Origin of the sequence: Rhodococcus sp. (in: high G+C Gram-positive bacteria) (assembly GCF_049286785.1) — a bacterium.
Taxonomy (GTDB): Bacteria; Actinomycetota; Actinomycetes; order Mycobacteriales; family Mycobacteriaceae; genus Rhodococcus_F.
Genome location: NZ_JBAQEO010000113.1, coordinates 1 through 21,222 on the forward strand (window position 1 = coordinate 1; position 21,222 = coordinate 21,222).

Annotated in this window: 25 protein-coding genes; 6 read left to right on the top strand and 19 right to left on the bottom strand. The window is 67.8% G+C overall.

Annotated elements, in window-relative coordinates:
• The 6 genes from lgt to WAW17_RS04445 form a co-directional block, all read right to left on the bottom strand.
• Positions 1–1,026: prolipoprotein diacylglyceryl transferase (gene lgt, locus WAW17_RS04420; RefSeq protein ID WP_422331795.1), on the bottom strand; the 1,026-nt coding region annotated here is incomplete at its 3' end.
• Positions 1,023–1,826 (bottom strand): tryptophan synthase subunit alpha, encoded by an 804-nt coding sequence (trpA, locus tag WAW17_RS04425; protein WP_422331796.1) that lies wholly within the window; start codon positions 1,824–1,826, stop codon positions 1,023–1,025. The genes lgt and trpA, both read right to left, overlap by 4 nt.
• Positions 1,823–3,160, bottom strand: a complete 1,338-nt coding sequence (trpB, locus tag WAW17_RS04430) for a tryptophan synthase subunit beta (RefSeq protein ID WP_422331797.1) — start codon at positions 3,158–3,160, stop codon at positions 1,823–1,825. The genes trpA and trpB overlap by 4 nt, the downstream gene beginning before the upstream one ends.
• A gap of 62 nt (positions 3,161–3,222) precedes the next feature.
• Positions 3,223–4,032, bottom strand: coding sequence for an indole-3-glycerol phosphate synthase TrpC (gene trpC / locus WAW17_RS04435; protein ID WP_422331798.1), 810 nt, complete (start codon positions 4,030–4,032; stop codon positions 3,223–3,225).
• A gap of 86 nt (positions 4,033–4,118) precedes the next feature.
• A complete protein-coding gene (locus WAW17_RS04440) occupies positions 4,119–4,805 on the bottom strand; it encodes a TIGR02234 family membrane protein (protein ID WP_422331799.1) in 687 nt (228 codons plus the stop codon).
• A gap of 5 nt (positions 4,806–4,810) precedes the next feature.
• Positions 4,811–6,415 carry an anthranilate synthase component I gene (locus WAW17_RS04445; RefSeq protein ID WP_422331819.1) on the bottom strand — a complete coding sequence of 535 codons (1,605 nt, stop codon included), beginning with the start codon at positions 6,413–6,415 and terminating at the stop codon, positions 4,811–4,813.
• A gap of 78 nt (positions 6,416–6,493) precedes the next feature.
• Between WAW17_RS04445 and WAW17_RS04450 the strand changes: the two genes are divergently transcribed.
• Positions 6,494–6,958 (top strand): peroxiredoxin, encoded by a 465-nt coding sequence (locus tag WAW17_RS04450; RefSeq protein WP_422331800.1) that lies wholly within the window; start codon positions 6,494–6,496, stop codon positions 6,956–6,958.
• On the opposite strand, the gene WAW17_RS04455 is transcribed toward WAW17_RS04450, so the two are convergent.
• Positions 6,946–7,725: a dioxygenase gene (locus WAW17_RS04455; protein WP_422331801.1), complete on the bottom strand. Its 780-nt coding sequence runs from the start codon at positions 7,723–7,725 to the stop codon at positions 6,946–6,948. The two genes, WAW17_RS04450 and WAW17_RS04455, sit on opposite strands and share 13 nt — an antisense overlap.
• 175 nt (positions 7,726–7,900) lie before the next feature.
• Between WAW17_RS04455 and WAW17_RS04460 the strand changes: the two genes are divergently transcribed.
• Entirely contained in the window at positions 7,901–8,425 is a 525-nt protein-coding gene (locus WAW17_RS04460; RefSeq protein ID WP_422331802.1) for a MarR family winged helix-turn-helix transcriptional regulator, read from the top strand.
• A 48-nt stretch (positions 8,426–8,473) separates the two neighbouring features.
• Here the strand turns inward: WAW17_RS04460 and WAW17_RS04465 are convergent, their stop codons facing one another.
• Genes WAW17_RS04465 through hisD form a run of 11 tightly spaced genes read right to left on the bottom strand, consistent with a single transcriptional unit; the run spans position 8,474 to position 15,570 of the window.
• Positions 8,474–8,653 carry a tautomerase family protein gene (locus WAW17_RS04465; protein WP_422331803.1) on the bottom strand — a complete coding sequence of 60 codons (180 nt, stop codon included), beginning with the start codon at positions 8,651–8,653 and terminating at the stop codon, positions 8,474–8,476.
• A 20-nt stretch (positions 8,654–8,673) separates the two neighbouring features.
• A complete protein-coding gene (hisI, locus tag WAW17_RS04470) occupies positions 8,674–9,018 on the bottom strand; it encodes a phosphoribosyl-AMP cyclohydrolase (protein WP_422331804.1) in 345 nt (114 codons plus the stop codon).
• Positions 9,015–9,788 carry an imidazole glycerol phosphate synthase subunit HisF gene (gene hisF, locus WAW17_RS04475; RefSeq protein ID WP_422331805.1) on the bottom strand — a complete coding sequence of 258 codons (774 nt, stop codon included), beginning with the start codon at positions 9,786–9,788 and terminating at the stop codon, positions 9,015–9,017. Before hisF ends, hisI begins: the two co-directional genes overlap by 4 nt.
• On the bottom strand, positions 9,785–10,618 hold the full coding sequence (locus WAW17_RS04480) for an inositol monophosphatase family protein (protein ID WP_422331806.1): 834 nt from the start codon (positions 10,616–10,618) through the stop codon (positions 9,785–9,787). Before WAW17_RS04480 ends, hisF begins: the two co-directional genes overlap by 4 nt.
• A gap of 10 nt (positions 10,619–10,628) precedes the next feature.
• Positions 10,629–11,363 (bottom strand): bifunctional 1-(5-phosphoribosyl)-5-((5-phosphoribosylamino)methylideneamino)imidazole-4-carboxamide isomerase/phosphoribosylanthranilate isomerase PriA, encoded by a 735-nt coding sequence (priA, locus tag WAW17_RS04485; RefSeq protein ID WP_422331807.1) that lies wholly within the window; start codon positions 11,361–11,363, stop codon positions 10,629–10,631.
• Positions 11,364–11,382: 19 nt separating this feature from the next.
• A complete protein-coding gene (locus WAW17_RS04490; protein ID WP_422331808.1) occupies positions 11,383–11,643 on the bottom strand; it encodes a hypothetical protein in 261 nt (86 codons plus the stop codon).
• The gene (gene hisH / locus WAW17_RS04495) at positions 11,640–12,275 is read right to left on the bottom strand and encodes an imidazole glycerol phosphate synthase subunit HisH (RefSeq protein ID WP_422331809.1); all 636 of its coding nucleotides are present in this window, start codon (positions 12,273–12,275) and stop codon (positions 11,640–11,642) included. Before hisH ends, WAW17_RS04490 begins: the two co-directional genes overlap by 4 nt.
• Positions 12,276–12,331: 56 nt before the next feature.
• Complete coding sequence (locus WAW17_RS04500) at positions 12,332–12,484, bottom strand: hypothetical protein (protein ID WP_422331810.1); 153 nt, start codon at positions 12,482–12,484, stop codon at positions 12,332–12,334.
• 13 nt (positions 12,485–12,497) lie between these two features.
• Entirely contained in the window at positions 12,498–13,112 is a 615-nt protein-coding gene (gene hisB / locus WAW17_RS04505) for an imidazoleglycerol-phosphate dehydratase HisB (RefSeq protein ID WP_422331811.1), read from the bottom strand.
• Positions 13,109–14,251, bottom strand: a complete 1,143-nt coding sequence (locus WAW17_RS04510) for a histidinol-phosphate transaminase (RefSeq protein WP_422331812.1) — start codon at positions 14,249–14,251, stop codon at positions 13,109–13,111. The genes hisB and WAW17_RS04510 overlap by 4 nt, the downstream gene beginning before the upstream one ends.
• Positions 14,248–15,570, bottom strand: coding sequence for a histidinol dehydrogenase (gene hisD, locus WAW17_RS04515; protein ID WP_422331813.1), 1,323 nt, complete (start codon positions 15,568–15,570; stop codon positions 14,248–14,250). Before hisD ends, WAW17_RS04510 begins: the two co-directional genes overlap by 4 nt.
• Positions 15,571–15,911: 341 nt before the next feature.
• Between hisD and WAW17_RS04520 the strand changes: the two genes are divergently transcribed.
• Together WAW17_RS04520 and WAW17_RS04525 are read left to right on the top strand one after the other, a co-directional pair.
• On the top strand, positions 15,912–16,109 hold the full coding sequence (locus WAW17_RS04520; RefSeq protein WP_422331814.1) for a hypothetical protein: 198 nt from the start codon (positions 15,912–15,914) through the stop codon (positions 16,107–16,109).
• 94 nt (positions 16,110–16,203) lie between these two features.
• The gene (locus WAW17_RS04525) at positions 16,204–17,427 is read left to right on the top strand and encodes a DICT sensory domain-containing protein (protein WP_422331815.1); all 1,224 of its coding nucleotides are present in this window, start codon (positions 16,204–16,206) and stop codon (positions 17,425–17,427) included.
• Positions 17,428–17,493: 66 nt separating this feature from the next.
• On the opposite strand, the gene WAW17_RS04530 is transcribed toward WAW17_RS04525, so the two are convergent.
• Entirely contained in the window at positions 17,494–19,437 is a 1,944-nt protein-coding gene (locus tag WAW17_RS04530) for an acyl-CoA dehydrogenase family protein (protein WP_422331816.1), read from the bottom strand.
• A gap of 89 nt (positions 19,438–19,526) precedes the next feature.
• Between WAW17_RS04530 and WAW17_RS04535 the strand changes: the two genes are divergently transcribed.
• Both WAW17_RS04535 and WAW17_RS04540 read left to right on the top strand, forming a co-directional pair.
• The gene (locus WAW17_RS04535; RefSeq protein WP_422331817.1) at positions 19,527–20,804 is read left to right on the top strand and encodes a glycoside hydrolase family 1 protein; all 1,278 of its coding nucleotides are present in this window, start codon (positions 19,527–19,529) and stop codon (positions 20,802–20,804) included.
• A 114-nt stretch (positions 20,805–20,918) separates the two neighbouring features.
• The coding region (locus WAW17_RS04540; RefSeq protein ID WP_422331818.1) for a tail fiber domain-containing protein at positions 20,919–21,222 on the top strand (304 nt) is incomplete at its 3' end.

Genomic DNA, 21,222 nt, shown 5'->3' on the forward strand with positions numbered 1-21,222 from the left:
CGCGTCGTCCTTCTTGCTGTCGATGGTCTTCGTTCCTGCCTGGGCGCCGGCACTCGAACCTTCAGTGGCGGGCGCGTCACTGTCCGCTGTCTTGCTCTCGGACTCCGTGCTCGTGCTCGTGCTCTCGGACTCCTCCCCGGTGGACGGGTGGGTGCCGTGTGAACGGAGTTCTGCCGGGTCTTCCCGGCCCTTCGGTGCGAAAAAGAAGTATGCGAGGGCGGCGATCAGCACGATAGCCGAGGTGAAGGAGTTGACCCGGATGCCGGCGATGAGGCTGGCGGGATCACTCCGCATCAGTTCGATCCAGAACCGGCCGACGCAGTACCCGGCGACGTAGAGGGCGAACAGCCGTCCGTGGCCGAGGCGGAAGCGACGGTCCACCACCACCAGGAGGACGACGATCAGGACGTTCCACAGCGCCTCGTACAGAAACGTGGGATGCACCACGAACGCCACCTGCCCGGTGGAGACACCGTCGATCAGCTGCGGGCCTGCCTGACCCGCATCGTTGCGGCGCTCGAAGATCTCGAGCCCCCACGGCAGGTCCGTCTCGCGGCCGTACAACTCCTGGTTGAAGTAGTTCCCCAGCCGACCGATGGCCTGGGCGAGCAGGATGGGTGGGGCGATCGCATCCCCGAGAGCGGGAAGCGGAATCCCACGCCGCCGGCACCCGATCCATGCGCCCACGCCACCGAGTGCGACGGCACCCCAGATCCCGAGCCCGCCCTGCCAGACCTTCACGGCATCGATCGGGTCGCCGCCCTCCCCGAAGTAGGTGGGCCAATCGGTCATCACGTGATAGAGCCGGCCGCCGATCAGGCCGAATGGCACCGCCCAGACCGCGATGTCGAGCACGGTCCCCTTCTCGCCTCCGCGCGCCACCCAGCGGCGATCGCCCCACACGATGGCGACCACGATGCCGACGATGATGAACAGCGCGTAGGCGCGCAGAGCCACCGGACCCAGATACCAGACCCCTTGGGAGGGACTCGGAATATACGCCAGTACGTCCACGGTCGAAGTCACGACGCCACGGTAGCGGACCGTACGCCCTCGGCGAGTTCCCTCGTCAGCGCGCGCACGGCGTCCAACCCGTCCGCCGCGGCCGTGACCAGTGCGGAACCGACGATGACGGCGTCCGCGTAGGCGGCGATCTCAGCGGCCTGCGCGCCGGACCGGACGCCCAGTCCGACGCCCACCGGGATGTCGGAGTGCGCCCGGATCCGTGCGGTCAGCTCGGGAGCCATGGATGACACGGCGTCACGTGCGCCGGTGACGCCCATCGTCGAGGCGGCGTACACGAACCCGCTGCTCGCCTCGAGAGTCATCGCGAGCCTCTCCTCGGTCGACGACGGCGCCACCAGGAAGATCCGGTCGAGGTGATGTGCCTCCGACGCCGCGATCCATTCGCCGGCTTCCTCGGGAATCAGATTGGGCGTGATCAGCCCCAGACCGCCCGCGCTCGCCAGGTCGCGAGCGAACCTGTCCACCCCGTACTGCAGGACGGGATTCCAGTACGTCATCACCACGGCCTTACCGCCGACGGCAGCGATCTGCTCGACGACGGTGAACACGTCGCGGACCCGCACCCCGTTGCGCAGGGCCGTCTCGGCCGCGGCCTGAATGGTGGGACCGTCCATCACCGGATCGGAGTAGGCGATGCCCACCTCGACGATGTCGCAACCGGACGCCACCATCGCCTTGAAGGTGTCGATGGATTCGGGGACGGTGGGGTACCCGGCGGGAAGGTATCCGACGAGCGCGGCGCGCTTCTCCGCGCGGCACTGCTCGAATGTCGGTGCGAGTCGCGAGAGTCGTTGGCTCACTTGGCCGAACCTTCCTTCTCCGTCGTGGTCCCGTCTCCGGTGGCCTGGTCGCCGCCGCGTGCCGCATCGTCGAACAGTCCGAACCAACGGGCTGCGGTGTCCATGTCCTTGTCGCCGCGCCCGGACAGGTTGACCAGAATGATCGCGCCCTCGCCGAGTTCACGGCCGAGTCGCAGCGACCCGGCGACCGCATGCGCGGACTCGATGGCGGGAATGATGCCCTCACGCTCCGACAACAACCGCAGAGCATCCATGGCTTCGGCATCGGTCACCGGCTCGTAGGTGGCCCGGCCGATGTCCTTGAGCAGCGCGTGCTCAGGTCCGACACCGGGGTAATCGAGGCCTGCGGAAATCGACTGCGACTCGATGGTCTGCCCGTCCTCGTCCTGCAGGAGGTACGAATACGCGCCCTGGAAGGCACCGGGCGTACCCGTTGCGAAGGTGGCGGCATGCCGTCCGGTCTCGACACCCTCGCCGGCGGCCTCGTACCCGACCAGCCGCACCGAGATGTCGTCGAGGAAGGGGTGGAAGATGCCGATCGCGTTGGAACCGCCACCGACGCACGCGGTGACGGCGTCGGGCAGCCTGCCGGTGAGGGCCTGCACCTGGGCCCGCGCTTCCAATCCGACCACTCGCTGAAAGTCGCGCACGATGGTCGGAAAAGGATGCGGGCCCGCGGCGGTGCCGAAGCAGTAGTAGGTGTTGTCCGCGTTCGTCACCCAGTCACGCAGAGCCTCGTTGATGGCGTCCTTGAGCGTCTGCGAACCCGACTCGACGGACACCACCGACGCACCGAGCAGCCGCATGCGCGCCACGTTGAGTGCCTGACGACGGGTGTCGACGGCACCCATGTAGATGACGCAGTCGAGGCCGAACAGGGCGCATGCGGTCGCCGTGGCCACACCGTGCTGGCCTGCGCCCGTCTCCGCGATGATCCGGGTCTTGCCCATCTGCTTCGCGAGCAGGACCTGACCCAGCACGTTGTTGATCTTGTGGGATCCGGTGTGATTGAGATCTTCACGCTTGAGGATGATGCGCGCGCCACCGGCGAACTCGCTGAGCCTCGTGGCCTCGAAGATCGGCGACGGACGGCCCGTGTAGTCGCGCTGCAGCCGATCGAGTTCGGACAGGAAGGTGACGTCGGAGCGGGCCTTCTCGTACGCCGCCGTGACCTCCTCGATCACCGCCATCAGAGCCTCGGGCACGTGCCGTCCGCCATAGACACCGAAGTGTCCACCGGCGTCGGGATCGTGTGTGGTGCGCTCGGTGATTCCGGCGCTGGCAGTCGGCAGAGTGCCACCCTTGAAGGCGGTGTCCTGATTACGTGAAGTCACAGGTCCAGTCTGCCCCAACACCGCGGTCCACCGCCGTCCGGGTCATCTGCTCCGACAACCGCTCAGCGGGAAGGCTTGGGGCAGGACGGGTGCGCACCGGCATTGACCAGATCGGCGACCGCCTTGCGCGGATCACCGCTGGTGACGAGGCCTTCGCCGACCAGCACCGCATCCGCGCCGGCACCGGCGTACGCCAGCAGATCCGCGGTGCCGCGCACGCCCGATTCCGCGACCTTGATGATCTCGGTGGGCAATCCGGGTGCGAGGTCCCCGAAGGTGTTCTTGTCGACCTCGAGGGTCTTGAGGTTGCGGGCATTGACGCCGATCACCTTGGCGCCCGCCTCGAGCGCCCGGTTGGCTTCTTCCTCGGTGTGAACCTCGACGAGGGCCGTCATGCCCAGCGATTCGGTGCGGTCGATCAACGACGCCAGCGCATGCTGGTCGAGGGCCGCCACGATGAGCAGGACCATGTCGGCACCGTGCGCGCGGGCCTCGTGGATCTGGTACGGACCGACAACGAAGTCCTTGCGCAAGATGGGGATGCTGACGGCTCGGCGAACGGCGTCCAGATCGGCGAGCGACCCGTGGAAGCGCCGTTCCTCGGTGAGGACGCTGATGACCCGCGCACCACCCGCTTCGTAGGCGGCAGCGAGTTCCGCGGGATCGCGGATTTCGGCAAGAGCACCCTTCGAGGGACTCGCGCGCTTGACTTCCGCGATGACTCCGATACCCGGCTCGAGCAGAGCCGCCGCGGCGTCGAGTGCCGGCGGGGCCGCAGCCGCGGCAGTCTTGACTGCAGCGAAGTCGAGGACGGCCTCACGGGCGGCGACGTCCGCGCGCACCCCGTCGAGAATCGAGTCGAGAACGGTCATCGTGGCCCGCATCCTTTCTGGGCAGAAACCCGATGTGAGGAACATCATCAGGGGTGAGGCAAGCGTAGATGGCACTCTGATCTGGTTTACGTCCGGGTGTCCGGGTCGTTATCGGGGCCGTCAACTTGGTCGACACCATCTGCGTTCTTGTCTTCGACCGTGGGATCTTCTCCCGCATCGAGCGCATCCCAGAGCATGCGCTGGGTCACCGGCTCGTCCGTGGTGTCGCCGCGCGCCTTCTTCGCGGCCTCACGCCGCGCTCCGGGGCTGTCGTACTTCGACGACAGACCCGCCCGCACGCGTGGTCGTCGTACCAGCTCCACCGCGGCCGCCAGCGCAGCCACCGCCCCGAGCAGCACCAGAACCGCGGGTCCGGCGTGCACGACCACCTGCTGCACGACAGCCCTGCCCGGCAACTCCGCCAGCCGTGCCGCGTCCTCGTCCGAGGCTCCGGACACGAGCAACTGCACGGCCGGGACCGCTGTCACAACTGCCACAGCCCCGACGAGCCCACCGAGTACCCGCAAGGCCCATCCCTTGACTGCGAAGGACGCCGCGATGGCCGCGACCAGGGCCAGGGCCAGCGGCGTGAGGGCGGCCGCCCAGGTGCTGCCGACCAGCGCCTGCGTGCGGGCCTCACCGAGACCGTCCGAGGACGTGACCTCCACCCAGGTCATCCGGGACGCGGCCCACGAACACAGTGCCGCCACCGCGAGGAGTACCACACCGAGCACGGACCGGCGCCGACCGGACGCCGGAGGTGTCTCCGTCACCTCGGTCACCTCGAGTCGCCCCCCGCCTCCGCAGACGTGTGAGCGGGCTTCAGTGTGTGAGCCGCGGCAATCGCGCTCAGCGCCGACATGGCCTTGTTCCGCGCCTCGGTGTCCTCGTACTCCGGATTCGAGTCGGCGACCACGCCCGCACCCGCCTGCACATATCCGATTCCGTCCTTGATCAGGGCGGTCCGGATCGCGATGGCGGTGTCGGCATCTCCGGCGAAGTCGAGGTATCCGATGATGCCGCCGTAGACCCCGCGCCGCGTGGGCTCGAGTTCTTCGATCAGCTGCATCGCCCGCACCTTCGGAGCACCCGACAGCGTGCCGGCGGGAAAACAGGCCGTCACGGCATCGAGGGCGTGCTTGCCGGCGGCGAGTCGCCCGGTGACGGTGGAGACGAGGTGCATCACGTGGCTGTACCGCTCGATGTGGCGGTAGTCGTGCACCTTCACGGTGCCGGGCTCGCACACGCGGCCGAGATCGTTGCGGCCCAGATCGACGAGCATGAGGTGTTCCGCGTTCTCCTTCTCGTCGGCGAGGAGATCCTTCTCGAGCAGAATGTCGTCCTCCTCCGTCGCCCCGCGCCAGCGCGTACCGGCGATCGGATGCGTCGTGGCGAGGCCCTCGGACACCGTCACCAGCGCCTCCGGGCTCGATCCGACGATCGAGAAGGCGGTCTCACCGTCACCGTTCGGCACGTTCAGCAGGTACATGTACGGACTCGGGTTGGACGCGCGCAGCATCCGGTACACGTCGATCGGCTCTGCGGCGCAATCGATCTCGAAGCGCTGCGAGAGCACCACCTGGAAGGCCTCGCCCGCCTCGATCTCCGCCACCAGCCTGCGAACGTCGGCACCGAAACCCTCGGTGGTGCGTTGACGCCGGTAGTCGGGCACGGGCTTGGAGAACGTGGACACCGTCGATGCCGCGGGCGCGGAGAGTGCCGCTGTCATCATGTCGAGCCGAGCGACGGCGTCGTCGTACGCCTCGTCGACCCGCGCGTCGGTGCCGTCCCAGTTCACCGCGTTGGCGATCAGCGTGATGGCGCCCTCGTGGTGATCGACCGCCGCCAGATCCGTGGCCAGCAGCATCACCATCTCGGGGATCTGCAGATCGTCGACGGTGGAGTCGCCGATGCGCTCGATGCGGCGCACCGCGTCATATCCGAGGAAGCCGACCATGCCCCCGGTCAACGGCGGCAGGTCGGGCAGTCGTTCGCTGCGCAGCAACTCCAGCGTCTGCCCCAGTGCGGCGAGGGGGTCGCCGCCCGAGGGTGCGCCCGCGGGCACGTTGCCGTACCAGGCCGCCTCACCGTCGACGACGGTCAGCGCGGCAGGGCTTCCTGCCCCGATGAACGACCACCGCGACCACGATCGCCCGTTCTCCGCCGACTCGAGCAGGAACGTCCCGGGCCGGTTGGCCGCCAGTTTCGTGTAGGCGGACAGCGGGGTTTCCGCGTCCGCGAGCACCTTCCGAGTCACCGGGACCACCCGGTGTTCGGCTGCGAGCGCATGGAACTGGGCGCGCGTGGTGGTCGAGTCGTCCTCGTCCGCGGACGGAGTGGCCTCGGAAGTGGGTTCGGGAATCGTGGTGGGCTCACCGTGCATGTGCACCATCATCCCAGGCGCGCCGATTCCTGCTTCGTGCGCGGTAGCGCTGCTCGGTGCACGGTAACCTCGGTCCACATGAAGCCAGGTCAGCTCGCCCCGGAATTCACCCTGCCCGATCAGGACGGCACGCCCCGCACACTGTCAAGCCTCCTCGAGGGCGGTCCGCTGGTGCTGTTCTTCTACCCCGCGGCATCGACACCGGTCTGTACCGCCGAGGCATGTCACTTCCGGGACCTCGCCGCCGATTTCGCCGCGGTCGGCGCTCACCGGGCAGGTATCAGCACCGATACGGTGGCCAAGCAGTCCTCGTTCGCTCAGGCCCAGTCGTTCGACTACCCGTTGCTCTCGGACACCGACGGTACGGTGGCGGAGCAGTTCGGCGTCAAGCGCGGACTGCTCGGCAAGTTGATGCCCGTGAAGCGGACGACGTACGTCATCGATACCGATCGCACCGTGCTCGAGGTGATTTCCAGCGAGTTTCGCGCCAACACCCACGGCGATCAGGCACTGGACTTCCTGAAGACGCGTCACGCCACCTGAAGCGACCGCTTCGCCAGCCCCATCCAGAAACCGTCGATCACCTGATCCGACACCTGCTCGGGGTTGCTGGACGCGCCGAGTGTGACGAACAGCGGCGCGAAGTGCTCGATCGTCGGGTGGGCGTACGGCATGCCGGGCGCCAGGGCACGGAAGTCGATGAGCGAATCCACATCGCCCGCCGCCAGCCGCTCGTTCGCCCAGGCGTCGAACTCCACCGACCAGCCGGGCGCCTGCGCGTCCGGTGACGGGTCCCGGAGGAACGGCAGACCGTGCGTGGTGAATCCGGAGCCGACAATGAGCACGCCCTCGTCCCGCAGCGGACGCAAACGCTCACCGAGATGCAGCAGTCGCGCCGGATCGAGGGTCGGAAGCGAGATCTGAAGAACGGGGATGTCGGCGTCCGGGTACATGACGGTGAGCGGCACGTAGGCGCCGTGGTCGAGGCCGCGTGCGGGGTGATGTGCCACCGGTTCGTCGTCGGGCATCAGCGCCTCGACCTTGGCCGCCAGCTCCGGCGCACCGGGTGAGCGATAAGCGGCGCGGTAGAAGCGCTCGGGGAAGCCGCCGAAGTCGTAGACGAGCGGTGTCCCGGTCGTGGTGGATCCGATGGTCAGCGGGGCCGATTCCCAGTGCGCCGACACCATCAGGATCGCCTTGGGCCGCGGCAGCCCGTCCGCCCACTCGGCGAGCTGCGAGACCCACAACGCACTGTCCACCAGCGGCGGCGCGCCGTGGCTGAGAAACAGGGCGGGCATGGTGTCTGTCATCGCAACTCCCGGGTTAGGTTGAAACTTCAACTTACTATAGGAGTCAACACCCGCGATCGACAAGTATTCCCCCGGCACACCGACCCCGGGACGTGCTGCCTATGTTGGACACATCCACGAGAGCCGCTCGAACCCGCACACGTGGATCCGGCGTACGAAATGGAGGACACCACCGATGAGTGGTCACGAGGGCGATCCACCGAAGAGCGACACGCCACCGGGCACCGGAACCCGGTGGCTCGACGCGGAGCAGCAAGAAGCCTGGCTCACCCTCATCGCGCTCGTCACGCGACTACCAGCCGCACTCGACACCCAGCTGCAGCGGGACTCCTCACTCACCCACTTCGAATACTTCGTACTCGCCTCCCTGTCCGGTGAGAAAGATCATCGTCTGCAGCTGTCGCGACTCGCGCAGCAGGCCAACGCCTCCCTCTCCCGGCTCTCCCACGTCATCACCAAGATGGAGAAGGCCGGGTGGGTCCGCCGCGAGAGCATCCCCGGCAGCCGCGGTTCCAACGCCGTCCTCACCGACGCCGGCATGGCCAAGGTCGTCGAGGCCGCACCCGCACACGTCGAATCCGTCCGCTCGCTGATCTTCGACGGTCTGTCGACAGACCAGGTACGGCAGCTGTCCGAACTCGGTCTCGCGATGCTCACCCAGCTCGACAAGGGAATCGCCGCGGGCACCGGAAAGGCCTGACTTCAACCCAGCGGCGACCCGCCCCTCAACCCAGCGGCGACCCGCTCCTCAACCCAGCGGCGACCCGCCGACGCCCCAGTTCTCCGCGGGCACGTCCGTCATCGTCACCCAGACCTTGGCCGGGTCTTTGCCCGTCGCCTCGGCGTACGCCTTGGTGACGGCCTCGATGGCGGCACGCTTCTGCTCGGTGGTGAGCCCTGCGGTCTGGCTGATCTGTATCAACGGCATGGGCTCATTCTGCCCCGCCGTTACTCCGCAGCCAGCAGGACGTCGGTATCGAAACACGTGTGCGTACCCGTATGGCACGCGGCGCCTTCCTGATCGACGATCAGCAGGACGGCGTCACCGTCGCAGTCCAGGCGCACCTCATGCACGTACTGCGTGTGGCCGGACGTCTCACCCTTGACCCAGTACTGCTGACGAGAGCGGGAATAGTAAGTGCCCTTGCGGGTTTCGAGCGTGCGGGCCAGAGCCTCGTCGTCCATCCAGGCCACCATGAGCACATTGCCCGTCGAACGTTCCTGCGCCACAGCGTTGAACAGTCCGGCGTCGTTGTGTTTGAGCTTGGACGCGATCGCGGGATCGAGACTCATCGGACGGTGATCCCTTCTTCACGCATGGACTTCTTGACCTCGGCGATGGTCATGTCACCGAAGTGGAAGACGCTGGCGGCCAGCACGGCATCGGCGCCGGCCTGGACGGCGGGTGCGAAATGCTCGACGGCGCCCGCTCCCCCGCTGGCGATCACCGGGACGTGCACGACCGCCTTCACCGCACGGATCATCGGAAGATCGAAGCCCGCCTTGGTGCCGTCCGCATCCATGGAATTGAGCAGGATCTCGCCGACACCCAGCTCGGCTCCGCGCACCGCCCACTCGACGGCATCGATGCCGGTCCCCCGCTTGCCGCCGTGAGTGGTGACCTCCCACCCCGACGGAGTGTCGGGCAGGCCCTGGGGCACGGTTCGTGCATCCACCGACAGTACGATGCACTGCGAACCGAACCGCTCGCTGAGCTCCCGGAGCAGTTCCGGACGCGCGATGGCGGCGGTGTTGACGCTCACCTTGTCGGCACCGGCGCGGAGCAGCCGGTCGACGTCCTCGACCGTCCGGACACCCCCGCCGACGGTCAACGGAATGAACACCTGTTCTGCGGTGCGGCTCACCACGTCGAGCATGGTTCCGCGATCCGACGTGGACGCGGTGACGTCGAGGAAGATGAGCTCGTCGGCACCCTGCGCGTCATAGGCGGCCGCCAGCTCGACGGGATCGCCGGCGTCGCGCAGGTTCTCGAAGTTGACGCCTTTCACGACCCGGCCCGCGTCGACGTCCAGACACGGAATCACCCGAACGGCCAGAGTCATGACGTGTGCCCTCCTGAAGGCTCGGAACGAGGATCCCCGAGCGAGCCGAGGATATCGAGTATTTCTTCGTGCACCCCGGGAGCACCTGCCAGCACCGAACCGGAATCGATGGTCCACGGTTGCCCGGCGAGATCGGTGACCACCCCACCCGCAGCCCGCACGAGTGCCACGCCGGCGGCGTTGTCCCACGCATTGTGCCCGAACACGACGGCTCCGCCGAGTATTCCCGCGGCCGTGAACGCCAGATCGACGCCGGTGGACCCATGTATGCGGATCCGCGACGACACCCGGCTGAGCTGCGCGAGGACCTGTAGCCGGTAGGGCCCCGGGATCCGGCCGCGACTGTCGATGTTGAGCGCGCCCATCCCGACTATCGACGCGGTCAGCGAACCACGACCCAGCCGGGGCAGCGGCTCCCCGCCCTCGAGGAGCGGGCCGTCCGCGAGCGCGGCATATCGCCTGCCGACGAGCGGCAACCACGTGAGTCCCAGCACCGGGACTCCGTCGTGGAGCAGCGCGAGGAGGGTGCCCGCGGTCGGGAGTCCCGCCGAGTAGTTGAAGGTGCCGTCGATCGGGTCGAGCACCCAGACCGAGCCCGTGTCGAGGTCGGGACCGCCGAACTCCTCGCCGTGGACATCGATGCCCGTTCGGTCGCGGAGCTCGCCCGTCAGCCGTTTCTCGAGTTCGAGATCGAGTGCGGTCGCGAAGTCGTCGGGGCCCTTGTGCACCGCGCTCGGTGCTCCGACGCCGGCGACGAAGCGGTCGCGCACGCCGTCGAGCAACTCACTCGCGACGACGAGGAGCTCCTGGGGATCGCGGGGCAGACCCATGACTGCCGAATCAGCCCGATACCGCGGCGAGTGCATCGGGCAGCGTGAACCGTCCCGCGTAGAGCGCCTTGCCGATGATGGAACCCTCCACCCCCTGATCGACCAGACCAGCGATGGCGCGCAGGTCGTCGATGGTGGACACGCCACCGGACGCGACGACGGGTGCATCGGTGGCCGCGCAGACCTGTGCGAGGAGTTCGAGATTGGGGCCGGTCAGGGTGCCGTCCTTGCTCACGTCGGTGACGACGTACCGCGCGCAGCCGTCCCGGTCGAGGCGCGCGAGGGTCTCCCACAGGCTTCCACCCTCGGTGACCCAGCCGCGGCCACGGAGCTGATACTCGCCGTCGACCAACCGGACGTCGAGTCCGACCGCGATCTTGTCGCCGTACTTCGCGATGGCGCGGGCACACCAGTCGGGATTCTCGATCGCGGCGGTACCGAGGTTGACGCGTCCGCAGCCGGTGGACAGTGCGGCCTCGAGAGACTCGTCGTCCCGGATTCCACCGGAGAGTTCCACCTGCACGTCGAGCTCGCCCACGACGTCGGCGAGGAGTTCGCGGTTGGAACCGCGGCCGAAGGCGGCGTCGAGGTCGACGATGTGCACCCACTGCGCACCGTCGTTCTGCCACGCGAGGGCGGCGTCACGGGGCGAGCCGTAACCGGTCTCACTTCCGGCCTCACCTTGGACGAGGCGAACAGCTTCACCGTTGACGACATCTACAGCAGGCAAAAGGACCAGGCTCACGTGCGACAACCCTAGTCGCTCAACCGTCCGAACCGGGCCTCGGGTCCTCGTCCCCACGACCGTAGGCATTGCGCGTCATGCGCTTCGACACGTATCCGACGGCCACGAGTGCACCGGCCAGTCCCAGCAGCCCCACGATGAGCCCCCCGACGGGCTGCGGCTTCACCAGGACGATGATCGCCGTGGTGATCGCGAGGACCACGGTGGCCGAGCCCAGCGCGTACACGGCGAGCCTGCCGATCGACAGGTCACGGCGTCCACCACCGGACGGTACGGTCACAAGCTCCGAACCCAGTTCCGCAGCAGTTCGGCACCGGCGTCACCCGACTTCTCCGGATGGAACTGCGTGGCCGACAACGCACCGTTCTCGACGGCCGCGAGAAACTTGCCCCCGTGGTCGGCCCAGGTCAGGAGTGGGGGTGCCAGCCGTTCCGACGGCAGCATCTCCCACTTCTGCACGGCGTAGGAGTGGACGAAGTAGAACCGGGTGTCGGGCTCGATCCCCGCGAACAAGGTGCTGCCCGACGGCGCCTCGACGGTGTTCCAGCCCATGTGCGGCAGCACGTCCGCGTGAAGTCGCTCGACGGTGCCGGGCCATTCGCCGCACCCTTCCGCTTCGACGCCGAACTCGACGCCACGCTCGAAGAGAATCTGCATGCCGACGCAGATACCGAGGACCGGTCTGCCACCGGCGAGACGCTGATCGATGAGCTGATCGCCCCGCACTGCGCGCAGTCCGTCCATGCACGCCGCAAACGCGCCGACACCGGGAACCACCAGACCGTCTGCTGCGAGCGCAACCTTGTGGTCTGCGGTGACCTCGACGCTGGCGCCGGTACGGGCCAGCGCGCGGGTCGCCGAATGCAGGTTGCCGGAGCCGTAGTCGAGGACGGCGATGGAGGGGACGGTCATGCATCGAGCTTATCGGGCGTCCGATGCGCAGGGCGGGGACGGCCCGCCAGCGGGCACTAGACGATCCTGAGAATGCCCGCCGCAGCCGCCAGCATCGCGATCGCCAGCAGCACGCCCGACGCAAGCTTGTTGAATTTCCACATCGAGTACGCGCCGCCCGCCGCGATCCCGGCAGCGATGAACAGGACGTAGACCAGCACCACGCTCATGAACGCGTCCCGATCACAGACTGCCCTTGGTGGACGGCACACCGCTGACCCGGGGATCGGGTTCGACGGCTTCGCGCAGCGCGCGGGCCACCGCCTTGAACTCCGCCTCGGTGATGTGGTGTTGATCGCGCCCGTAGAGCACCCGCACGTGCAGCGCGATGCGGGCGTTCAGCGCGAGGGACTCGAAGACGTGCCGGTTGATCACGGTGGCGTACGGCACACCCGGGTACCCGCCGATGACAGCGTGCAGCATGTGGTCCGGCTCGCCGGTGTGGACGCAGTAGGGCCGGCCCGACACGTCGACCGACGCGTGCGCGAGGGTTTCGTCCATCGGGATGAATGCGTCACCGAAGCGGCGGATGCCCTTCTTGTCGCCGAGCGCCTGACCGAGAGCCTGACCGAGGACGATCGAGGTGTCCTCGACGGTGTGGTGCGCTTCGATCTCGATGTCGCCCTCGGCCTGAACGGTGAGATCGAAGCTCGCGTGGGTTCCCAGCGCGGTCAGCATGTGATCGAAGAACGGCACACCCGTCGACACGTTCACGATGCCGGTCCCGTCGAGGTCGAGCTCCACCACGATGGACGATTCCTTGGTGGTGCGCTCCACACGTGCAATGCGATCGGTCATGCCCGGTCTCCTGAGCTCGTGAGTTCGGTGGCGGCGATCCGGTCGCTCACCACGATGAAGGCGTCGTTTTCGGAGGCCAGTCCGACCGTGGCGCGGAGATAGCCGGGAATACCGACGTCCCGGATCAGCACACCTCGGTCCAGGTAGGCCTGCCAGGCGCGGGCACTGTCCGTGAACTCACCGAAGAGGATGAAATTCGCGTCACTGGGGATCACCCGGAACCCGTTGTCTTCCAGAGCTTTCGAAATCCGCACCCGTTCGGTGGCGAGGGCGTGCACGCTGGCAAGGGTCTCGTCGGCGTGCCGGAGCGCGGCCCGCGCCGCGGCCTGGGTCACCACCGACAGGTGGTAGGGCAGGCGGACGAGCAGGAGCGCCTCGATGAACGCCGGTGCCGCCGCGAGGTACCCGAGCCGGCCGCCGGCGAACGCGAACGCCTTGCTCATCGTGCGCGACACCACCAGCTTGGTGGGGTACTCGTCGATCAACGTCATGGCGCTCGGCGCGTCGGAGAACTCGGCATACGCTTCGTCGACGATGACGATGCCCGGAGCGGCATCGAGGATGCGGCGCAGTTCCGCGATTCCCACGCTGTGCCCGGTGGGGTTGTTGGGACTGGTGACGAACACGACGTCGGGTGCGCGCTCGATGATCGCCTCGACGGCGGCGTCCACGTCCAGCGCGAAGTCGGTGCCGCGCAGAACAGGCAGCCACGCAGTCTCGGTTCCGTCCGCGAGGATGGGGTGCATCGAGTACGACGGCACGAAGCCCATCGCAGTGCGCCCCGGACCGCCGAAGGCCTGCAGCAGCTGCTGCAGGATCTCGTTGGAGCCGTTGGCCGCCCACACGTTGTCGACAGTGACGGGCACTCCGGTCTGCCGCACGAGGTACGCCGCGAGATCGGTGCGCAGTGCCACCGCGTCACGATCCGGGTAGCGGTGCAGCTCGCGCGCCGCCTCCCGGACGGACTCGGCGACGTCGTCCACCAGCGCCTGGGTGGGCGGGTGCGGGTTCTCGTTGGTGTTCAGCTGCACGGGAACGCTCAGCTGGGGAGCGCCGTACGCGGACTTGCCCCGGAGGTTCTCCCGAATCGGCAGTGCGTCGACGCCGACAGACGATCCCGGAACCTTCGGCCCCGTCACCGGAGCGCCTCGAAACGTACCCGCACGGCTTGACCGTGCGCGGGCAGGTCCTCGGCGTTGGCGAGGGTGATGACGTGGCCGGACACATCCTTCAATGCGGACTCGGAGTAGTCGACGACGTGGATGCCGCGCAGGAACGTCTGCACGCTCAGTCCGGACGAGTGCCGGGCACATCCCGCGGTGGGCAGGACATGGTTCGATCCGGCGCAGTAGTCACCGAGGCTCACCGGGGCCCACGGTCCGACGAACACCGCACCGGCGCTGGTGACCCTGCCCGCGACCGCGGAGGCGTTCTCGGTCTGGATCTCGAGGTGCTCGGCCGCGTAGGCGTTGACCACCCGCAGGCCGGCCTCGATGTCGGAGACCAGTACCGTGCCCGACTGCGTGCCGGACAGCGCGGCGGTGACCCGCTCCTTGTGCTTGGTGATCTCGAGCTGCGCGGCCAGTGCCGTGTCGACCGCGTCGGCGAGTTCGACGCTGCTGGTAACCAGGACACTCGCGGCCATGACGTCGTGCTCCGCCTGGCTGATCATGTCGGCGGCGACGTGCGTCGGGTCGGCGGTGTGGTCGGCGAGGATGGCGATCTCGGTGGGCCCGGCCTCCGCATCGATCCCGACGAGCCCGCGGCACAGCCGCTTGGCCGCGGTGACATAGATGTTGCCGGGCCCGGTGATGAGATCGACCGGAGCCAGTTCGGCGTCATCGGTGTCGGTGCCCCCGTAGGTGAGGAGAGCGACGGCCTGGCCGCCGCCGACCGCCCACACTTCCTCCACCCCGAGGAGGGCTGCTGCCGCGAGGATGGTGGGGTGCGGCAGGCCACCGAACGCCGACTGTGGCGGTGAGGCGACAACCAGCGAGCGGACGCCGGCAGCCTGCGCCGGGACCACGTTCATCACGACGCTCGACGGGTACACCGCGTTGCCGCCCGGAACGTAGAGACCGACGCGGTCGACGGGAACCCACCGCTCGGTGACGGTACCACCGGGCACCACCTCGGTGACGGTGTCGGTGCGGCGCTGGTCGGCGTGGACCTTGCGGGTGCGTTCGATCGCCACCTCGAGTGCGGCGCGCACCGCGGGATCGATTTCGCCGAGTGCCCGGTCCAGTTCGGCCTGCGGGACGCGCACCTGCGTCGGCCGGACACCGTCGAACTTCTCACTGAACTCGAGAGCTGCTTCGGCACCACGCTCGCGAACTGCCTCGACGACCGGGCGAACCTGATGCAGCACCGCGTCCACATCCACTCCACCTCGAGGAAGTGCGGCACGAAGTTCGGCCGTGGAAGGGGTACGACCACGAAGGTCGGTGCGGGCGAGCATGAGAGGTCCTCTCTGCGACGGGTGGGGCACGATGGTTCTACGAGACGCGCCGGTGACAGAACTGCCCCTGCCGGGGCGTTCTCCACACCGATTATCCAGGATAGACGCACATCGTTTTCACCGGTCGACGGCCGATGCCGCCAGACACGCCGGGCAGCGCCGAAGCGGACACAGGCGCCGTTACCGTTTCGTTGCCGGAAGTTACCGCGTCGAGATGTTCTCGCTGCGGCGATGAAAGCGGGGACCCGCAGTATCGGTCGGGAACTTCCGTGCGGGCGTGCCGCTTGTGTGTAGTCACACCGCGGGCGGCACGCAAATCTTCGGGAAAGCAGGCGATCACGATGTCCGATACGGGTACCGAGGGTTTCGTCGACCCTGATCCGGTGCTGGGACGCCGGTCCGCGGGCTGGGTTGTGGTGGTGGTGCTGATAGTTCTGTGCGGGTTGGTCACCACGGTTCTCTCGGGCTCACCGCTACTCGGCTTCTGGGTGCTGGTGATCGGGGCCGGTCTATCGGGCATGCTCGTCGCCGCGACGTGAGCGAACACGACGTGACGGAACACACTGTTCCGCGCCGATCGGAGCACGACGAAAGGCCCTAGTCGGGCAATGGACCCGGGCCGATGATGGGAACATGTTCTCCCTCGTCGATTCCAGCACCCGCCGCGACGAAGGGCTGTCGGTCGAGGCGTGGTACGCGCCGATCCGACGCCTCGACAACCATGCACTCGCGGGCATAGAGGTGCAGCTTCGAGGCCCGGCCGGCGGTCCTCTCGCCACCGCCCATGCCTTGCGCGCTACTGCGCGAGCGCTGTGCGAGAAGCGTGAACTGGACCGCTTGACATGGTCGGTCGCTCAGTCGATCCCGGGAGACGGCGGTACCGCACCGGGAGGCGTCCCGACGCTGGTCACGGTGGATCTGGAATCGATCGCAGGACTCGATTCCGCGGCGGGCGCTCCACCGGGGCCACACATCGCGATCATCACCCGGGAGTCGCTGACCGGCGACCCCGCCCGGACTCTGCGGGCCGTCGCTGCCGCACGCCGGGACGGCATGGTGATTGCGGTCGACGAAATCGGCTCCGACCCCAACAGCCTGTCGCTGCTCCCGCTGATCGAACCCGACGTGATCATTCTCGCGCCGGCACTCGTCGCACATCCCCCGGACTCCGCCGCGGCCCGGACGGCGCACGCGGTTGCGGCGCAGGTCGAACTCACCGGGGCCCTCGTCGTCGCCGACGGTGTCGATTCCCCGGAACACCGACTGCGGGCGCTGGCACTAGGGGCGGCCTACGGCCTCGGCGCGCTGTACCCCGCCGCCGGCTCCCCCGAGGCACTCGGACGAGGCGACCTCGCACCCTTCCCTCCCGTCCCGCGCCGGCCCGTGGAAGAACCTGCGCGCTCGCCGTACGCCCTCGTCGCCGCAAGCCGGACACCCGTGCGTAGCTCCAAGCGCCTGTTGGTCCACATGAGTTCGACACTCGAGATACGAGCGGCCGCCGCAGGTCCCGAGACCCTGGTCCTCGGAACATTTCAGCGCGCCGAGCATTTCACCGAGCACGCCCGGACTCGATGGCGGAACATGGCCGAACGCATCGCGTACGCAGGTGTGTACGGGGTCGGAATGGGGCCCATCGCAGAAGACGGCATCCATTTCGCTCCACTCGACCCCGAGGATCCCCTCGTCGAGGAATGGAACGTCGTCGTCCTCGGGCCGCACTTCTGCTGCGCGCTCTCCGGTACAGACCTCCACCGCGGCGAGCGCGACCAGGACCGCGAATTCGACTACGTCGTCTCCTACGACCGGCCCACCGTTGTGAGATGCGCCCGCTCGATCCTGGACCGCTTCACCACCTGACTCGCGCAGCGGGGGCCGGAGTTCGCTCTGGCAGGGTGGCCCCCGGGTGGAAGACCGCCCGCGTTCTCAGAGGGCCGTGTGGTGCAGGAAGCTCCGGGCGAGGTTCTCCTCCGTGGAGGGGCCGGGGGCCCATTCGGTGATCCACGGGCCGGTGCCTTCGCTCTGGTCCACCACTCCCTTCTCGAGCCACTGACACCGTCCGTCCAGCACCGCCTCCGCGAGGTGGCGGTCGACGTCGTCGGTGTTGTGCCACAGGCCGTCGAACAGTTTCTCGACTCGCAGCGCCGATTGGCGGCAGAACGCGTCGGCGAGCTCGATGGCACTGGCACCCTCAGCGGCATCCTCCTCCTGCTGCATCTGCGCTCGGACGCAGGCGGCGGACATGGCGAACAGTTCGGCACCGATGTCGACCACCCGGCCGAGGAAACCCTGCTGCTTTTCCAGCGCCGCCTGCCAGCGAGCCATCCCGTAGAACGTGGACCGAGCCAGCTTGCGGGAGCTCCGTTCGACGAATCGGAGATGCTTCGCCAGCACGCCGAACTCACCGTACGACGTGGGAACCTGACCCCTGCCCGCAACGAGCTGCGGCAGCCACTTCGCGTAAAACCCACTGGCTTTCGCTGCGGCACGCGCCTTGGCGACCGGGGCGGCGTGGGGGTTGGCGAGTTCACCCGCAGCGGTGAGGTGCGCATCGACGGCTTCACGGGCGACGAGCAGGCGCATGATCTCGCTGGAACCCTCGAAGATCCTGTTGATACGCAGGTCGCGGGCCAGCTGCTCGGCGGGAACAGCACGCTCGCCCCGGGCGGCGAGCGAGGCGGCCGTTTCGTACCCGCGTCCACCCCGCACCTGGATCAACTCGTCCGCGATGATGCACCCCATCTCGCTCGACCACAGCTTGGCGAGTGCCGCTTCGATCCGGATGTCGTTGCGCCCTTCGTCGTTCATCTGACCCGACAGGTCCACCACTGCCTCGAGCGCGTACGTGGTCGCCGCCATGAAAGAAATCTTGTTTGCCACCGCGCCGTGTTGCCCGACGGGTTTCCCCCACTGAACGCGCTGCCCGGACCATTCCCTGGCGATCTTCAAGGACCACTTGCCGCCCCCCGCGCACATCGCCGGGATCGCAAGCCTGCCCGCGTTGAGGGTGGTGAGCGCGATCTTGAGGCCGTCGCCCTCCCGACCGATCAGGTTCTCCTTGGGCACGCGAACCTTGTACATGCGGGTCACGCCGTTCTCGATGCCCCGCAACCCCATGAAGGCATTGCGACGTTCGACGGTGATGCCCGCGGTGTCGGCCTCGACGACGAACGCCGAGATCCCGCCACGGTGTCCCTCACTGCGCGGCACCCGCGCCATGACGACCAGGAGTTCGGCGACGACGCCGTTGGTGGTCCACAGTTTCACACCGTCCAGTTCGTACGCGGCGCCCCCTTCGATGGGGACCGCACTGGACGCCAGCCGCGCGGGGTCCGAACCGACGTCGGGTTCGGTGAGCAGGAACGCCGAGATCGCGCCGCGGGCACAGCGGGGCAGGAATTCCCGCTTCTGCTCGGGCGTACCCGCGAGTTTCAGCGGTTCGGGAACGCCGATGGACTGGTGTGCCGACAACAGCGCACCCAGGCTGGGGTGCACGGAACCGACGAGCATCAACGCCTTGTTGTAGGCCACCTGGGACAACCCCAGGCCACCGTACTCCCCGGGAATCTTCAAACCGAAGCACCCGAGATCAGCCAGCGACCGCACGTACTCGTCGGGGATTCGCGACTGGGACTCGATGGTCGCCCCGGCCATGTTCTCGCAGCAGGTCCGCAGCCGCGCGAGAAATTCCTCGGTCTTCGCGACGTCGTCCGCTGGGGGCCGTGGGAACGGATGGATCAGATCCAGCCGGAACCGCCCCAGAAACAACTCCTTCGCGAAAGACGGCTTCTCCCAACCGGATTCCCTCGCCTCCTCGGCGACGGCCCGAGATTCTTCCTCGGTGACCCTGGGAGTTCCTGTGACGACCATGACGCGCCTCCTACCGACGGGTAATACCTACTGGCGGGTATCCCCCGAAACGGGTCGGACGAAACCCACTCACGCGTATCGTTCGGCCGATGCGGTTCTTTCCGGCAATCCTGGCCACCGCCTGCCTCACACTGGCCCTGCTGACTCCAACGGCCACAACGGGGGCTGCACCGCTTCCCGACGACTTCCTCTGGGGCGTAGCCACTTCGGGCTTCCAGTCGGAGGGATCCTCGCCCGACAGCAACTGGCGACGGTATTCGGATTCGGGCCGGACCCACGACGCCGTCGGCAACTCGGTCGATTTTCGTCACCGCTACGCGGAGGACGTCGACCGTGCGGCCGATCTGGGTGTCGACGTCTTCCGCTTCGGGGTGGAATGGGCCCGCATACAGCCGTCCCCGGGGGTCTGGGACGAGACCGAGCTTCGCTACTACGACGACGTGGTCCGGGAGATCACGGGTCACGGAATGACGCCGATGATCACCCTCGATCACTGGGTCTACCCGGGCTGGGTGGCCGACCGCGGTGGATGGACGGATCCTGCGATCGTCGACTACTGGCTCGCGCACGCCCGGACGGTCGCGCAACGGTATGCAGGGCTCGGGGCCCTGTGGATCACGATCAACGAGCCACTGACCTACGTGCAAAAGGAATTGACGTTCGGCGGAATCACTCCCGCCCAGGCTCCGCTGATGCTCGACCGACTCGTCGAGGCCCACCGCCGCGCCTACGACCTGATCCACGACCTGGACCCGGGCGCCCCCGTGAGCAGCAACCTCGCCTACCTCCCCGGAGTCACCGATACGGTCGACCGGATGTTCGTCGACCGGGTGGCCGACAAGCTCGACTTCCTGGGGGTCGATTATTACTACGGCCTCTCACTCGACAATCTCACCGCGGCGAACGCCGTCACCGACGCCTTCTACGACATCACTCCACAGCCGGACGGCATCTACCACGCCCTCATGCGGTACACACACCGGTTCCCGGGGCTGCCGCTCTACGTGGTGGAGAACGGGATGCCGACGGACAACGGGACACCACGCCCGGACGGGTACACCCGTTCGGACCACCTGCGCGATCACGTCTACTGGATGGAGCGGGCACGGAAGAACGGGGCACCCGTGATCGGCTACAACTACTGGTCCATCACGGACAACTACGAGTGGGGAACCTACCGGCCCCGCTTCGGGCTCCACACGGTCGACGCCCTGACCGATCCGACCCTCACCCGGCGGCCGACCGACGCGGTCGCGGCCTACCGCGACATCATCGCGGACGGCCTTCCCGACACCTACGAACCAGACCGCCCTCCCGGTTTCTGCTCGTTGGTGGATCCGCCCCGGAGCTGCACGAATCCTCCGTGAAGGGGTTGTCATCGTCCCTCCGCCGGAGGAATGTGAAGGATGCGCACGAAGAGGGCGAAACCTCCTGTCGGGGCGGCGCCCTCGTCCACGAACTCACCGACCGAGCGAGCACACATGAGTCGGGCAGACAGCGACGCCGAGCAGCAGCGAAAACGGGCGCGGCTCACGGCCCGTGCTCGCCACCCCATGGCGTGGCTCCGTTCGCGCGCCGCCCGACGTCGGGGCCTGGGCGATGCCGCGCGACCCGTACCGACCAGCGCCGATGACGTCCTCGAGCGGCTGGCCGACCTGAAGATCAGCACCTGGACCTACGGATTCGACCACCGCTCGGTCCGTCACCTGGGGCCCATGGCACAGGACTTCGCCGAGGCCTTCGGGCTCGGCTCCTCCGATCGGCGCATCGACGCCGGCGGTGCGA